General features: G+C 36.9%; 16 protein-coding genes. 5 read left to right on the top strand and 11 right to left on the bottom strand.

Features of this window, described 5'->3' with window-relative positions; translation table 11 throughout:
• From NYE61_RS00155 to NYE61_RS00145, 3 genes are all read right to left on the bottom strand, one after another.
• Positions 1-978 (bottom strand): alpha-ketoacid dehydrogenase subunit beta, encoded by a 978-nt coding sequence (locus tag NYE61_RS00155; RefSeq protein ID WP_095308437.1) that lies wholly within the window; start codon positions 976-978, stop codon positions 1-3.
• A gap of 3 nt (positions 979-981) precedes the next feature.
• A complete protein-coding gene (gene pdhA, locus NYE61_RS00150) occupies positions 982-2025 on the bottom strand; it encodes a pyruvate dehydrogenase (acetyl-transferring) E1 component subunit alpha (RefSeq protein WP_240033754.1) in 1044 nt (347 codons plus the stop codon).
• Between the two features lie 824 nt (positions 2026-2849).
• Complete coding sequence (locus tag NYE61_RS00145; RefSeq protein WP_303448231.1) at positions 2850-3512, bottom strand: YkyA family protein; 663 nt, start codon at positions 3510-3512, stop codon at positions 2850-2852.
• A gap of 438 nt (positions 3513-3950) precedes the next feature.
• Between NYE61_RS00145 and def the strand changes: the two genes are divergently transcribed.
• From def to rnjA, 3 genes are all read left to right on the top strand, one after another.
• Complete coding sequence (gene def, locus NYE61_RS00140) at positions 3951-4502, top strand: peptide deformylase (protein WP_095308451.1); 552 nt, start codon at positions 3951-3953, stop codon at positions 4500-4502.
• A gap of 632 nt (positions 4503-5134) precedes the next feature.
• The gene (locus tag NYE61_RS00135; RefSeq protein ID WP_095308434.1) at positions 5135-5344 is read left to right on the top strand and encodes a DNA-directed RNA polymerase subunit epsilon; all 210 of its coding nucleotides are present in this window, start codon (positions 5135-5137) and stop codon (positions 5342-5344) included.
• A gap of 3 nt (positions 5345-5347) precedes the next feature.
• Entirely contained in the window at positions 5348-7015 is a 1668-nt protein-coding gene (gene rnjA / locus NYE61_RS00130) for a ribonuclease J1 (RefSeq protein WP_118888982.1), read from the top strand.
• Positions 7016-7210: 195 nt separating this feature from the next.
• Here rnjA and NYE61_RS00125 read toward each other — a convergent pair whose 3' ends face one another.
• The 8 genes from NYE61_RS00125 to cbpB form a co-directional block, all read right to left on the bottom strand.
• Positions 7211-7876, bottom strand: a complete 666-nt coding sequence (locus NYE61_RS00125; RefSeq protein ID WP_095308432.1) for a TrkA family potassium uptake protein — start codon at positions 7874-7876, stop codon at positions 7211-7213.
• 93 nt (positions 7877-7969) lie between these two features.
• Positions 7970-9796 carry an ABC transporter ATP-binding protein gene (locus NYE61_RS00120; protein ID WP_303448232.1) on the bottom strand — a complete coding sequence of 609 codons (1827 nt, stop codon included), beginning with the start codon at positions 9794-9796 and terminating at the stop codon, positions 7970-7972.
• A 16-nt stretch (positions 9797-9812) separates the two neighbouring features.
• Entirely contained in the window at positions 9813-11561 is a 1749-nt protein-coding gene (locus NYE61_RS00115; RefSeq protein WP_118888984.1) for an ABC transporter ATP-binding protein, read from the bottom strand.
• A gap of 248 nt (positions 11562-11809) precedes the next feature.
• Positions 11810-12256 carry a TlpA disulfide reductase family protein gene (locus tag NYE61_RS00110; RefSeq protein ID WP_095308428.1) on the bottom strand — a complete coding sequence of 149 codons (447 nt, stop codon included), beginning with the start codon at positions 12254-12256 and terminating at the stop codon, positions 11810-11812.
• A 323-nt stretch (positions 12257-12579) separates the two neighbouring features.
• Positions 12580-12825 carry a YkuS family protein gene (locus NYE61_RS00105; protein ID WP_095308427.1) on the bottom strand — a complete coding sequence of 82 codons (246 nt, stop codon included), beginning with the start codon at positions 12823-12825 and terminating at the stop codon, positions 12580-12582.
• Between the two features lie 66 nt (positions 12826-12891).
• The gene (locus tag NYE61_RS00100) at positions 12892-14013 is read right to left on the bottom strand and encodes an N-acetyldiaminopimelate deacetylase (RefSeq protein WP_303448233.1); all 1122 of its coding nucleotides are present in this window, start codon (positions 14011-14013) and stop codon (positions 12892-12894) included.
• Positions 14014-14026: 13 nt separating this feature from the next.
• Positions 14027-14743 (bottom strand): 2,3,4,5-tetrahydropyridine-2,6-dicarboxylate N-acetyltransferase, encoded by a 717-nt coding sequence (dapD, locus tag NYE61_RS00095; RefSeq protein ID WP_303448234.1) that lies wholly within the window; start codon positions 14741-14743, stop codon positions 14027-14029.
• A 130-nt stretch (positions 14744-14873) separates the two neighbouring features.
• Positions 14874-15323, bottom strand: coding sequence for a cyclic-di-AMP-binding protein CbpB (gene cbpB / locus NYE61_RS00090; RefSeq protein WP_095308425.1), 450 nt, complete (start codon positions 15321-15323; stop codon positions 14874-14876).
• Between the two features lie 351 nt (positions 15324-15674).
• On the opposite strand from cbpB, the gene NYE61_RS00085 reads away from it, so the two are divergent.
• Positions 15675-15794 (top strand): hypothetical protein, encoded by a 120-nt coding sequence (locus NYE61_RS00085; protein WP_240033750.1) that lies wholly within the window; start codon positions 15675-15677, stop codon positions 15792-15794.
• 91 nt (positions 15795-15885) lie between these two features.
• Positions 15886-16113 carry a hypothetical protein gene (locus tag NYE61_RS00080; protein ID WP_251659084.1) on the top strand — a complete coding sequence of 76 codons (228 nt, stop codon included), beginning with the start codon at positions 15886-15888 and terminating at the stop codon, positions 16111-16113.
• Positions 16114-16620: the final 507 nt, after the last annotated feature.

Raw genomic sequence — 16620 nt, 5'->3', positions numbered from 1 at the left:
TTAAAAATTAATTACAGTGTTTACTTTTTCAATAATATCTTGATGGTTTGGTAACCAAACCTCTTCAGCGTCCGAGAACGGATAAACCGTATCTGCTGCCGCTACTCGTAATACAGGTGCTTCAAGATGCAAAATTGCTCTTTCCTGAATTTCAGCAACTACATTCGCTGCTACCCCTGCTTGACGTTGTGCTTCTTGCACAACAACTGCACGGCTTGTTTTCTTCACAGATTCTAAAACCGTATCATAGTCAATTGGTGATACAGTACGTAAATCGATTACTTCTGCGCTGATTCCGTCTTTTTCAAGTTCTTCTGCTGCTTTAAGACATGCATGTACCATTGCACCGTAAGCAATTAATGTAACGTCATTTCCTTCTTTTTTCACATCTGCTTTCCCAATTTCTACAGTGTATTCCCCTTCCGGAACCTCACCACGGAAAGAACGGTAAAGCTTCATATGCTCTAAGAAAATAACTGGATCATTATCGCGAATTGCTGAGATTAACAATCCTTTTGCTTCATATGGAGTTGATGGAATAACAACCTTAAGACCTGGTTGCTGTGCCATTAATCCTTCGAGAGAATCAGCGTGCATTTCAGGTGTGTGCACACCTCCACCAAATGGAGCACGAACTGTAATTGGTGCTGTATGATGTCCACCAGAACGGTAACGCATACGAGCCATTTGTCCACTAATAGAATCAATTACTTCATATACGAAACCAAAGAATTGAATCTCCGGAACCGGGCGATAACCTTGTAATGCAAGCCCAATCGCCAGACCACCAATTCCTGATTCTGCAAGAGGAGTGTCGAATACACGGTCTTCACCGAATTCATCCTGCAAACCTTCTGTAGCGCGGAATACTCCACCGTTTTGACCAACATCTTCACCAAACACAAGCACGTTTTCATCATTTTTTAATTCAACGCGCATTGCATCTGTAATTGCTTGAATCATTGTCATTTGTGCCATGATTTACTTCGACTCCTTCTCTTTATAAATTTCCATTTGCTCCTGTAGGTTAGATGGAAGTTCTTCAAACATATTACCGATTAAATCTGTAACCTTTTGTTTTGGTTGTTGTTCCGCTTGTTTAATCGCCTGCTTAATATCTTCTTTTGCTTCTTCAATTACTTTGTTTTCATCTTCTTCCGTCCATAGCTTTTTGCTTTCTAAGAACTTGCGGAAGCGAACAAGTGGATCTCTTTTTTCCCATTCGTTATCCATGTCTTCTGTACGATAACGGGTTGGATCATCACCAGACATTGTATGAGGACCGAAGCGGTATGTTAGTGTCTCAATTAAAGTAGGTCCATCGCCATTGATTGCACGTTCGCGGGCTGCTTGCGTTGCTGCGTAAACTGCTAACACGTCCATACCATCAACTTGAATTCCTTCAATACCAGCTGCAACAGACTTTTGTGCTAATGTCTTCGCATTTGTTTGTTTCTCTACTGGAACAGAAATAGCAAAGCGGTTATTTTGTACAATGAAAATTGCTGGCGCTTTATATGCACCTGCAAAGTTAATTCCTTCATAGAAATCACCCTGCGAAGTACCACCATCACCTGTGTATGTGATCGCAACATTTTTCTTGCCGCGCTTTTTGATTCCTAAAGCAACACCAGCCGCTTGAACATATTGTGCACCAATAATAATTTGTGGGCTTAGTGCGTGTAAATCATCTGGGAATTGGTTTCCGTGAAAATGTCCTTTCGAGAATAAAAAGGCTTGATATAATGGTAGACCTTGCCAAATTAACTGTGGAACATCACGATAACCAGGTAAAATAAAGTCCTCTTTTTCCAGCGCAAATTGACTTCCTAGTTGTGAAGCTTCCTGACCTGCTGTTGGAGCATAGAAACCTAAGCGACCTTGACGGTTTAGGGCAATTGAGCGCTGATCAAGGATACGTGTATAAACCATACGACGCATAAGCTCTTTCAATTCCTCATCCGATAGATCTGGCATACTATTTTTATTCACAATTTTCCCATCTTCATTTAGAATCTGGAACATTTCGAACTGACTTTCAACATTATCAAGTACATATTTCAAAATGGTTCACCTCTTCCTTTCTTTATACCCTTAATATTATTGTCTTTCCTAGCGTACCCAGAATAAGGTAAATCTCTACAAAAAATTATATATTAATGATGTACCCTATTAAGGTCATAAATAATCACAACCCATAATAAATAATAACCTGTTACATAAATTATGTAAAGTTTATTGATACAATCCAGCTTGCTACTAGATCGTAACCCATTTTTTATATTCGGTCAACAGGTTTGCTTATACATTTCAAGCAAATGAAAGGATTTACATTTTAAGCGGAGGTATTTGATGAACAACAAGATCTAACTGTTATAATATAGCTTTCGAACTGTACTATTAAACTGTATCTATTATTAAGTTTAAGTTTGTCGAAGCAGTTCATTACGAACTCTAAAGCCTTACATATCGGGAAAAGCTGTATTTGCAATCACAAGTATCAAGATTCCGCGAACGTAAAATTGCCTTAGAACAATTCAATCACTATTCCTTGTTATGTTTTTTGCAATAGTAAAGTTGAAAGAAACTGCGAACTAACTTCTCGGCTGTTTTCTTCAAGTATGTGCAATAATCGCCGTCCGGGAGCGCATCGATATCGTTTTTATTAATTCCATATACTAGCGAAGTATATTTCCGGATCGAGTAGACGCACAATCCATTTAAATACACTAATCCACAGTTTATATATACTATCCAACAGTCACTTTTTCAAGTGCAGCTACCATAAGCATAAAATTTGCATGAAAAAACAGACCCAAACTGCTTGTTTATAGGTCTGTTTTTAAATTTTATTCCTCAAATGAAACTGCTATATCTGCCGTTTCATAAAATTCTTTCTTAAATTCATTGTATTCAACTGTGTAGTTATTAAATGCTTCATTGGAATGAAGCACTTGTTCATAGCTTTCATTAATTGAATTAATTTGATCTGTTAATCTATCTTGCTCAAGATCTTCTTGCTGAAGTAACTCATATAGCTCTTGTTCTAATTTTAAAGATTCCGTGTAAGCACCATTAAGATCTTCATAAGCGGAATAACGATTATTCATTACTTCATACATTGACTCTGTAATATCTTTTAGCTCTTGATTTTCAATGTCATCAAGCAACGCTTCAATCTCATTGAATTCTTCTTTTGAACTTACAATACTATCTTTCTCTAGTCCTATTTTTTCTTTTCGTTGCTCAATTATTTCTAATGCTTGATTTGATAATTCCTTAATTGTTTCGAAGTCATCCATACCTAAATCAATAATTTGATTATAAATTTCTTGTTCTTTTAATTCTAAGTCCGTAATTTCACTTTGTTGTTTTTCAAATTCTTCTTCAAGTGTAACTGCTTCTTCAAGATGATTATGTATCTGCTCCTCAGTTGATTGACTGTTACATGCAGTGAACAACACCATCAAGCTAATTGATAAGATCAGTAATAATAATTTCTTAAAATGCACGTTTCTTCCTCCTATGTTTTCTAGTTATCATTAAGTATTTTTAAAGTATAACATAATCTAATCTTACATACAGTGGTGACTTTTTTAAGAGATTGTTCAAAAATTCCGGTAACAATGACGATTCGAGAGCATGAGATCTTCGACTATGTACCGGCACGTCCTATGTCGAACACCGAACACATCCTGAGCAAGCCGGTACAAGGGGCTACGACGTCTCGAACCTTTTGCAACATATAATTTAATGTGATGCCGGATTACAACCTCGTCCAATTTTCTAATACGTACTAACTTGATCAGATATAAATTTAAAATTATGATTTATTCATTGAAGTTATGTTAGTATAATACAATGGTATGGTATTGGATTAAAAAAGAGGATCAATATTTTTATACCCTCTATTACATAAAATATAACCAGTAAGGAGTAATGAATTGATTATGCTAACAATGAAAGATATTGTCCGTGAAGGTCACCCCTCTCTAAAAAAAATTGCTGCTGAAGTGGACATGCCGATTAATGATGATGAAAAACAACTATTAAAAGATATGTTGCAGTTTTTAAAGAATAGTCAAGACGAGGAAATCGCGAAAAAATACGATTTAAGAGCTGGAGTTGGGCTTGCTGCTCCTCAACTTGGTATCGAAAAAAAACTCATTGCCATTCATTTTGAAGATTTTAACGGAAAATTATATAGCTACGGTTTAGTAAACCCCAAAATCATCAGTCATTCCGTTGAACAATCCTATTTAGCTGGTGGAGAAGGCTGCCTTTCGGTGGATCGGGCTGTTGAAGGTTATGTTCCAAGACATGCAAGAATCACAGTGAAAGCAACCGACATGGACGGAAAACCAATAAAGCTACGATTAAAAGGATACCCTGCTGTCGTATTTCAACATGAAATCGACCATCTTAATGGAATTATGTTTTACGATCGTATCAATCCAAATAATCCATTCTCAATACCTGATAATTCCACCGCAATCGAATAATTAGCAAGGTGTCTGTTTTTATGGACACCTTTTTTCTTACACCGGGATGATTGCTGTGGATAGCTATTAAACAGCATGACCCGTTCAGCTCCAGACCTTACTCTCCACTCACCTTCAACCGGGCACTTACGCTTTGCTGCAGATGAAGTACTTTACCAAAATGTATAAGATTTCATTCCATGTAAAAGATAAAATTACAACTAAAACTTGCTAGACTTTTTGATTATTTTTTTAAAAATGATGTATTTTTATTTAAATCTTCCTCATTTCGTACTATACTGTATATAAGAGGATTGGACGGTAGAATGTTTTGTTGCTTTTTCTAGATATCTGAAAGGAGACGTGTGTCCTCATGCTAAAGCGCCTAAAAGATAAGCTGAAGAAACGGTGGAGAGACTTTTTAGGCAAAGAAGGACGTGTACCTACGACTTTTAAATAAGACTACCAAGGATGCAACCAATCACACCAACGAATGATATTTAACGATAAACTGGTATTGCGACGGAAACATGCCAGGCGAAAGTTTTTACGGAAAGGTAATAACATCCAATTTAAAATGGGTTATCGCCTATTACAGGCATAGCTCCTATTAGTTGAACAAAAAAATATAGAAATATGTTAGGAGAGATGAAATGATTTTTAAAGTTTTATATCAAAAGGATCCTAGTGAAGTTCCTGTTCGCGAACGCACAGAAAGCACCTACGTTGAAGCGGATTCAATTAGAGAGGTAAGAAAGAAATTAAAAGATCGGAAATATAACATCGAATATATCCAAGAACTAGATGAGGCACATCTAAATTACGAGAAAGAAACTGGAAAACTTCAGTTGGAGAACGTGTAAGTTATGAAATTTGTCAAAAATGATCAAACAGCCGTTTTTGCCTTAGGTGGACTAGGTGAAATCGGAAAAAACACGTACGCTGTCCAATTCCAGGATGAAATCATTCTTATCGATGCTGGGATTAAATTCCCAGAGGATGAATTATTAGGAATCGACTATGTTATCCCTGACTATACGTACATCGTACAAAATCAGGATAAAATAAAAGGTTTATTCGTAACTCACGGTCACGAAGACCATATTGGTGGAATTCCTTTTCTCTTGCGTGAAGTAAATGTGCCTATTTATGCAGGACCACTAGCAATCGGATTAATTCGCAATAAATTGGATGAGCACGGCTTATTAAGAAGTGCTAAATTAATTACAATACAAGAAGATGATGTTATTAAATTCCGTAAAACTTCCGTCAGTTTTTTCCGTACAACACACAGTATCCCTGATTCATATGGAATTGTCGTAAAAACCCCACCAGGAAATATTGTTCATACTGGTGACTTCAAATTCGACTTTACTCCTGTTGGTGAACCAGCTAATCTTACAAAAATGGCTGAAATCGGCAAGGAAGGTGTACTCTGCCTTTTATCCGATAGCACAAATAGTGAAGTTCCAGGATTTACAATGTCAGAACGAGTTGTTGGTCAAAGCATTCACGATATCTTCAGCCGTGTTGATGGAAGACTGATATTCGCTACATTTGCATCGAATATTTATCGTTTACAGCAAGTAGTAGAAGCAGCTGTCAGGCACAACCGTAAAGTAGCTGTGTTTGGACGTAGTATGGAGTCCGCCATCAATATCGGTTTAGAGTTAGGGTACATCCAAGCGCCTAAAGAGACATTTATTGAAGGAAATCAAATTAACCGATTCCCAGCAAATGAAGTAACGATTCTTTGTACAGGCTCTCAAGGCGAATCGATGGCAGCTCTATCTCGAATCGCTAATGGTACACATAGACAAATCCAAATTATACCTGGTGACACGGTTGTATTTTCTTCCTCACCAATCCCTGGCAATACCGTTAGTGTTAGCAAAACAATTAATAAATTGTATCGTGCCGGTGCAGATGTTATTCACGGTAAACTAAGCAATATTCATACATCTGGTCATGGGAGTCAAGAAGAGCAAAAATTAATGCTTCGCTTGATTAAACCAAAATTCTTTATGCCGATTCACGGGGAATACCGTATGCTAAAAGAACATATCAAACTAGCCGAATCTTGTGGCGTAGAACCTGATCATTCATTTATTATGGATAATGGGGATGTTCTTGCACTGAGTAAAGACCAGGCTTCCATATCCGGCAAGATCCCTTCTGGTTCGATTTATGTTGATGGTAGTGGTATTGGTGATATTGGCAATATTGTGTTACGAGACCGTAGAATTCTTTCTGAAGAAGGACTCGTAATAGTAGTCGTAAGTATCAACATGAAAGAATTTAAAATCGCTTCAGGTCCGGATATTATTTCTCGGGGCTTTGTATACATGAGAGAATCCGAAGACTTGATTAACGAAGCACAAAAGCTTGTATCTTCTCATTTAAATAAAGTGATGGAAAGAAGAACAACGCAATGGTCTGAAATTAAAAATGAGATTACAGATACAATTGCTCCATTCCTTTATGAAAAAACAAAACGTCGACCTATGATTTTACCTATTATCATGGAAGTTTAAGTATAAGTACGTGTTCAAAAGGAGGATGAAAAGGACCGAGAAGTTCGAGGCGGCGTAGCTTTGAGTACCGGAACGTATGGATTTAATACGTGAGGAACAGAAAAGCAAGCCAACGAAGAAATTCGATGTGTCATTTTCACCGGACTTTTGAACAACCTCTAAAAAGACATGGAAGAATTTTCTTCCATGTCTTTTTTAATCATCGATAACAAGATTCCTTTCAAACCTCGAAATATCTTCATCGGCCCCAATCACGATTAAAACATCATTTTCCTGTAATGCATCTTCCGCACTCGGCGAAACATTAATTGATCTGCCTTGTTTAATAGCTACAATATTGCAGCCATATTTCGCCCGAACATCTAGATCAATCAAGGATTTACCAATCATTTTTTCTCCAGCCTTCACCTCTACAATACTATGTTCATCTGATAATTCAAGGTAATCCAATATGTTATGTGAAATAATACTGTGCGCAATTTTCCGCCCCATATCACGCTCAGGATGCACAATATGATGCACACCAATTTTATCTAAGATCTTTTCGTGATAATCATTTTTAGCTTTCACAGTTATTTTCTTTATTCCAAGGTCAACAAGAATAACAGCGGTCAAAATACTCGCTTGAATGTTCTCTCCAATCGCTACTATAACGTGATCAAAGTTTTGAATCCCAATATCCTTTAACGTATCTTCGTCTGTTGTATCTGCAATAACCGAATGATATGCAATCTTTTTATATTCATTAACTCGGTTTTCATCGTTATCAATTGCCAGAACTTGCTTCCCCTCTTTAGAGAGTTCCCGACAAATACTACCACCAAATCTACCAAGCCCTATAACAGCATAGTCCTTTACCATTTCTAACCCTCCAAAAATAATTCTCTGTATCTAATATACGCCTGCAAAAGTTTAGGAGCAACTTTCATGTTGAAAGTTGCTCCTAAATCTGTTTTATATAGCATCAAGCATGGTAAATTGTGACTTCACAAGTTCAAAATACTTTCCCTGTTTATCCATTAATTCCTGGTGGCTCCCCTGCTCTAATATTCGACCTTGCTCCAATACAAAAATATTGTCTGCCTCTCGAATCGTTGATAAGCGATGAGCAATAATTATCGAAGTTCTTCCTTTTAGCAGCTTTCGTAATGCTTGTTGAATTTTCACTTCGGATTCAGTGTCAATACTAGCTGTTGCTTCATCAAGAATAATAATAGTTGGGTCAGCCAGTAATGCCCTCGCAAAGGAAAGTAGCTGCCTTTCACCTGCAGAAAGAATATTCCCGCGCTCTTCTACCTCTGTTTGGTAGCCATATGCGAGCCGCTGTATAAAATCATCAGCACCGACAACTTTTGCAGCTTCTATGACCTCCTCATCCGATGCCGCTGGACGCCCAAAGCGAATATTTTCCATAATCGTTCCAGAAAAAATAAAAGTATCCTGTAATACAACACTAATCTTCTGCCTTAAACTATCTAGCTTTACTTCTCTTAAATCATGTCCATCAACTTTAACAGCACCTGTTGTCGGATCATAAAATCGACTAATCAAATTTGCTATTGTTGATTTTCCGCTTCCTGTATGGCCGACCAGCGCAACTGTTTGCCCCGCCTTCATCTCAAGTGAAATTTCATGCAAGGCTATCCGTTCTTCATTATAAGAAAAACCAACACGGTCAAATTCAATTTGACCTTTCATCTTTTTTAAGGCGTAGGCATCTTGTTTCTCTTCTACGTTGGGCTGTTCATCTAAGAATTCAAAAATACGCTCGGATGATGCCATCGCCATTAATAACTGGTTATACATTTGACCAAGCCTTGAAATAGGCTCCCAGAACATTCCAAGGAAAAATGCGAAAGAAACGAATGTACCAATCTCGATAACCTCACTCAAAATTAAATATGATCCAAACGCGATTAATATAATCGTTCCGATAGCATCACAGATCTCTACTAGCGGTCGAAACATTGCACTTTTTTTCGCCGCATCTTTAAAACTGTTGAAATAGCCTTTATTTACCCCATCAAAAAATTCTGCATTTTCTTTTTCCTGAGAGAAGGATTGTGTAATTCGCATTCCTTGTAGCCCTTCATTTAAATGCGAATTCATACGTGATTGATGCTGACGTACTTCTTGCCACGAACGACGAATCTTTCTTCGCAGCCTCGTTGAGATAAAAAACATTAATGGAATAACAATAATTACTGCAAATGCAAGTGGAGGACTTAGTACAAATAGTATTACAATGATTCCAACCAACATAAAAGCATCCATTAATAAATTGATAATTCCATTCGTAAACAACTCTTGCAAGGAATTAATATCATTCAATATTCGAACCAGAATAGATCCAGCTGATCGGCTATCAAAAAATCGATGTGATAATCGCTGTACATGCGAAAATAATGTGTGTCTTAGATCGTAAATCACATTTTGACCAAGAATATTCACCCATTTAATCCGCAGCGTATTCGCTACATAACTAATCAAGTACATGATAGCTATACCAACAACAAGCTGGATTAGTAAAGACACATTATTTTCTTCAAGTGCGATGTCAATAGCTACTTTCCCAATCAGAATAGGTATCGCAAGCCTAATTATCGTTGAAATAAGCATTGCGATGATTGCTGCGGGAAGGTAGGTTTTCGCATATGGTTTTAAAAATTGCAGTAACCTTCCCATCTGCTGCCAGTTAAATGGTTTTTCAATTGTCTGATCGACGGTATAATAAAACCGTTTTAAGTGCCGGCTTTCTCTCTTTGTTTCAGTGTTTCCCATAAAACGTCACCCCCTGTTAATGAACAGCATTCATGATCTCTTCCCTGTCCTGATATTGGATATTATAAATACGTTCATATGGACCATGATTCTTCACAAGAAATTCATGTGTACCACGCTCCACAACTTTACCATCTTCCAACACTATAATTTCATCTGCATATTTTAAAGAAGAAATGCGGTGAGCAATAATAAACGTTGTTCGCCCTTTCATTACCTCTCTCAATGCTTGCTGAATTTTAAATTCTGTTTCCATATCTACTGCGGATGTGGCATCATCTAAAACTAGAATACTTGGATTGATACAAATCGCTCTGGCAATTGCTATCCGTTGTTTTTGCCCACCAGATAACCCCATGCCTCGTTCACCAAGCATTGTTTCATAGCCATCTGGCATTTCCATTATAAAATCATGTGCCTGCGCACGTTTAGCAGCATCTATGATTTGCTCCCCTGTTACATCTGGATTTCCATATGCAATATTTTCGCGAATCGAGGTAGAGAATAAAAACGGTTCTTGTAATACGAAACCAATATGTTTCCTGAGGTTTTTCAATTTATAGTCTGCTACAGGTCTTCCATCAACTAATACCTCACCATGCTGCGGCTCATAAAAACGAGTAATAAGCTGTGTTATACTTGTTTTACCGGACCCAGTTGCACCAATTAGTCCAATTACCTTTCCAGGCGGTGCATCGAAGCTGATATGAGAAAGTGCAGCATCATCACCTTCAATGTAATTTAATGTAACGTCATGAAACGTAACATGACCTTTGAGTGGCTCAACAACCGCATTTTCTTTTTCAACAATATCTTCATTTGCATCCAGGATCTCAATAAGCCTTTCACCGGAAGCTTTCGCCTGTGAAAACTGATTCACGATAAAACCTAGATTCATTAATGGTCCGAGAATATACCATACTAAACTAAAAAACGCAACGAGCTCACCCAACATTAAACTTCCTTGCATCACCAGATATCCACCGTACGCCAATAATGCTACGACACAAACATTACCGATGAATTCCATAAAGGGAAAATACTTTGCCCAAAGCGAAGAGGTTTTCAAATAGTTTTGCCGATAGTTATCATTATTCGTTGAAAACCTTCCAATTTCAAAGTCCTCTCTTGATAAGGATTTAACTGTATTCATTCCACTAATGTTTTCCTGCACACGGGTGTTAAGCCTGCCAAAGGATTTTCTGATTTCTCGAAATGCCGGATGTACCCGTTTATCAAACTTAAATACAACGATAGCAAGAAAAGGAATAGCAGCCATCGTGACGAGTGCGAGTGGAACAGAGTAATAGAACATAATGCCCAAACTAATCAGAATAAGCAACACAACACGAATAAGCTCTGCAAACCCCACAGAAAGAAAGAAGCGAAATCCTTCCACATCAGCCGTTAATCTCGACATAATGTCACCTGTTTTAGCATTGTCATAATATTTAAATGCTAATCGTTGAAGCTTATCATATAAAGCTTCTCTTAGTTTATAAACCGATGTCATTCCGAAAAGGTCTCCTAAGTACTGAAAGAAAAATATAGAAACCCCTTTTACTATCATTAAGCCAAGAAAAGAAATGCCAATCACTGGTATTAATTCATATCTTGATTGTCTAACCACTTCATCGATCGTAATTTGCAAAATTATGGGATAAACAACAGTGATAGCTGTTACAAAAATTAAAAAGAATAAAGACCAGAAAAAGTATTTCTTGTATGGCCAATAAAAGCGTTTCAGTTTTTTAAATGTCTCCATAATATTTCCACTCCCCTCTAAGTTGTTTTACCGTATTTACTAATATAACGGTTTCCGAAATAAATTGCTACATTTTTTGTTAAATATTTTTAAAATTTTTATTATGCTTTCTATTCCAAGAAAACGTACCGTTCGAAAAGCTTTTAAGTGAATGTCTTAGTTGCACTTATTACAATAGAAGTATTTCACTTTTTTCACCAAAAGAAAAAGCACACCAGAGCAATTGTCAAGGTGTACTTTTCTCTGAATCAGCTATTCTCCTTTAACACTCTTTCCAACCTTCTGCGCAGTAGTGCAATTCCTCCCGATCCAGATTGTGCGTGCCGAAGCATTCCAGCTTTATCAAACACATAATAAGCAGGAACATAACGAAAATTAAACGAATCTGATAGACGTTCATCCATATCCACAAGCACTGGATCTGTAATATTCTTCTCCACTACTGCTGCTCTTATTTTTGAAAGGTCATTATCGGACTCTGAAAGTGGTGTATGGACACTTATTACGTTTAACTTCCCTTTTAACTCATCACGGATTTGATTTATGGAAGGGATCGATTTTTTACAAGATCCGCAGCTTATCGACCAAAAATATATCAGTGTTGGTATCTCACCAATTATGTCCTCCCTCCTTACACCACTACTATTAATCCACATACTCTCCCCTAATTCAGGCATATGATCTCTTAATCTCAATCGAGAAACCTCCTTAAATTTAGAAAAATTGACATACGTTAAAGGACTTTCTTATGCAAGTGTTCTTTGCTTCCTTAGAAACTTTTATAATTCAGCGTACAAACCTCCTATACGGATGCCTTAATTGTACTGTGCAAACAGGAAAGTTTCAGACTTTCCGAAAAAGCACAAATATGTTTGAAAATCTTTTTTATAGCTCTTTAATTTATATATGATAAGTATAAATCGACTGTGCCATTCACATAAAAAAGCGACAACCAACTATCACCTTCCAGATGATAGTTGATTGTCGCACTTAATTACTCACATCATTAGTCGTTTATTTATTGGCTCAACTTTTCATTGACCGCTTGACAAACATCTTCAGAAGTCTGACCTTGCGCGTTAATGACTGGTCCAGCTATACTTGTCGTTTGCATACCCATGACATCTTTGTCCTGACCAGAAATTACACAGCAATCACAATGTGCCGCATCTCTTTCTGTACGTAGGTCAATAATTTCATGTCCCATTTCCATTAATGCCGTTTTAATATCGGTTAAGTTCTCTTCTACAGCAATTCTTGCCATACGTAATCCCTCCTAAAGCATCCATTTACAATTGTAGTATCTACAAAGTTGTAAACAATATACCAATTAATTCGAGAGAGTTTGAACCGTATGTACGACTGCCTTCACTCCAACTTCTAATGCAGCTTCGTCAGGGCTAAGTTTTGCATGATGCAGTCCATATGGAGAGTTAACCCCAAGCCAGAACATAAAACCTGGAATCACTTTTAACATATCTCCAAAATCCTCGCCAGTCATCGCTTCTTTAGCCTCATGATACGTTATACCAATTCGTTTCATCGTTTCATAAAATTCATCGACATACTTCTTTTCATTATAGACTTGATAATAGTTTGCTCCATAATCAATTGTTATTTCACAATCATAACTCATTTCAAATCCTCGTTTCAGTTTTTCAAGCTTTTCCTTAATAATAAGAAGTGATTTTGGATTTAATGTTCGAATTGTTCCTTCAAGTCTCGCTGTTTCCGCCACCGCATTCTGAACAAAGCCACTTTCCATTTTCCCAACCGTAATAACCGCAGGATCCAGTGGATCTAATCCTCGTGAAATAATTTGCTGTATTTGGATTACAAAATTGCTAGCAGCTACTGTCATGTCTTTTGCCAGATGTGGATATGCAGCATGTCCACCAAGGCCTTTAAAATCTATAAACAATTCACTTGTATTAGCAAAAAGAAGTCCGGATTTTGTTGACACTGTTCCAACTGGAAGGTCTGGAGCAATATGTAATGCAAAGATAACATCTGGCTTCCATTGCTGGAACTCAACAGATTGAAGCATTGGGAACGCTCCTCCTGGCCCCTCCTCTGCCGGCTGAAAAATAAACACTACATCGTCGTCGATTTTTTGATCGATAATGCGCTTCATTGCACCAAGTGCAATTGTCATATGAAAATCGTGACCACAAGCATGCATTTTTCCCGTGTGCGTTGATTGGAATGCTAACTCTGTGGACTCCACAATTGGCAGACCATCCATATCACAACGGAAACCAATCATTTTCTTTGGTGCATTACCAGCTATTTTAACAAGTATTCCAGTTTTCCAAGTCTTAACGAAAACTCGTTCATTGTGCATTGCTTCGATTTTTTTCAATATATATTGCTGTGTTTTAAATTCTAGAAAACCTAATTCTGGAATTTGATGCAGATCTCTTCTGATCTCTTGCAATTCCTGTAAATTCATTACCATCGCCTACTTAATTATCTAGTTTACGAAGCTCCTGTTTAATTTCTGTTTTTGATTTCGTTTGCTCATCAATTTCTTTTAATACTTTAGCGGGAGTACCACCGACTAGTGTATATGGAGCAACATCCTTTGTTACAATTGCTCCAGCAGCTACGATAGCACCCTTTCCAATTGAAACTCCTTCTAATACGACAACATTTGCTCCTATTACAACATCATCTTCCACAATAACTGGTTTAGCTGAAGGGGGTTCAATAACTCCAGCAAGTACTGTCCCAGCACCGATATGACAGTTTTTGCCTACAGTAGCTCGTCCACCAAGTACAGCGTTCATATCAATCATTGTGCCCTCACCAATAACAGCTCCTATATTAATGGAAGCTCCCATCATAATAACCACACCGTCACCAATATCAACTTGGTCACGTATAATTGCACCCGGTTCAATACGCGCATTAATTCCTTTAAGATCTAATAATGGAATCGCTGAATTTCTGCGATCATTTTCAATGACATAATCTGCAATTGAGGATTTATTCTGTTCCAAGAACATCTGAATGCTGCTCCATTCCCCGAATAAAACTCCAGTTTGATTCTCTAAAAATGCTTGAATTGAATCATCCATATCGAGGTCACTTAAATTTCCTTTGATGTAAACCTTAACTGGTGTACTTTTCTTACTATTTGAGATAAAACTGATTATTTCATTTGCATCCATCATGTTCATGTTTTTTCTCCTCCTGATAAAAAGCTATTTTATACTTTAACAGAGTGGTTTTCTCATCGCAATAATTTTAGACAAAAAAACCTCAAAAGTTAGATATAGAAACTAACTTTTGAGGTGCTGGGAAAAAAGTTTATTTTTTATACGAGCTCGTATAGATATCTTTTTTCAGCTGTTTTAAAATAGCTCTTCTCGTTAAAATACCATCGAAATAACCGTCTTGGTCCACTAAGCAGACAAAGGCGTGATCAATAACTGCATTTAATCCGTCTAAGAGTGTATGTTCCCTTGTAAGAGTTGGTATATCACTACTCATCACTTCTTTAACACGCATTTCGCTAAGCTTTTCAATTTCAAATCGTTCCATGCCTAATATTTGATTTAAGATAACTGTTTTTCCAATGATTCCAACAAATTTATACGATGCATCAAGCACTGGAACAGCAGAATAACCAGATTTCACCAATACTAACAATGCATGCTCTAACGGATTATTTAATTGTACATGGGCAACTTTCTCTGATGGAATTAGTAATTCATCCACCGAGATATTAGCAAATTCCTTATCTTGAATAATACTCATAAAACATACGCCCCTTTATAAATCTATACTATTTATTTGTAACTTCATTTCGAATGCCTGTAATTTCGGACTTGCCACCACATCTATATTAACATAACTAAAATTTGGATACATCTTATAACAAGTTTAGTTGCAAAAATTGTGCACTTATTTCACAACATGAACATATGTTCATATACAATGAGGTTAGTCAAGTACATACAACATTGGAGGTATAATATTTCGGAATACCATCACATGAGCGGAAGCATAATGATTGTTGCATTTATCGGGTTGAGCGAGCGTTAACATTTTTGTCGCTTGGCTACTGATGCGTGGTGAATCAAAGGAAACTTAAATATTCGCAGTGCTTTGCTTCACGTACTTGGTGATTTACTCGGATCCGTTGGAGCACTTACTGCTGGGTTACTGATTATACTATTTGGATGGAATATTGCAGAACCGATTGCAAGTGTTCTCGCAGCTATTTAATTGTAGTTTTATGGGTGACGTGACAGTCTTTGCATATTTTATCGGAAGGTAAACCAGCTAGTATTGATGTTGAATCATTAAAAATAATTTAATGGAATTAGACGGGGTTGGAGATGTTCATGATATCCACGTTTGGTCCATTGCATCTGAATTTCCATCCATGAGCTGCCATCTTATTGTCAATAAGACCGTTGATCGTGATCAAATATTACAAACCGCTAATGAGAAAATTAAAACACAATTTAATATTAATCACAGTACGATCCAGATTGAAGGGAAAGGTTCTCATTTCCACAATAGCTGTGATTCCTATGTTTGACTGTGTAATAAATAACGGAATAACGGATGTTTACTACTATATATATGCCTAACAATAAAGGGGTAGCTAATGAAAATACACAAATTCAGTAAAAATGAAGAAATTGTAAATGCAATTACCCATGGAATTGGTGTATTTATGAGTTTTAGCCAGCCGGCAAGTCTTCTTCAGATTGTCATGAGTTGAAGGAAGTCTCGCTGCCGCTTTAGCGCTTCGTGGTCGTAGCCGTTTCGGTACAATTAACAATTCAATTAAATTTTATGCTCATGATATATCCGGAAAGCATCCGCCAAGTTTTGAGGAAAAATAAGCTAATAGTTAAACGCATTAACCCAAAAACAGTTGATGCGTCTTTCATTTTTAGAAAATTCCATACAAATTAATTATAAGTAAATGGCTGAATAATGTCAATTAGTCGAATTGAAACGATATTAGTACTAAAGATTCTTTTATATTTATACTACCATACATTCGTGCTATAATTTTACCATCTGTTTAATGATTCAA

Source organism: Oceanobacillus sp. FSL W7-1304 (genome assembly GCF_037969805.1).
Lineage (GTDB): Bacteria > Bacillota > Bacilli > Bacillales > Amphibacillaceae > Oceanobacillus > Oceanobacillus profundus.
This window is presented reverse-complemented; position numbering and strand designations above follow the sequence as displayed.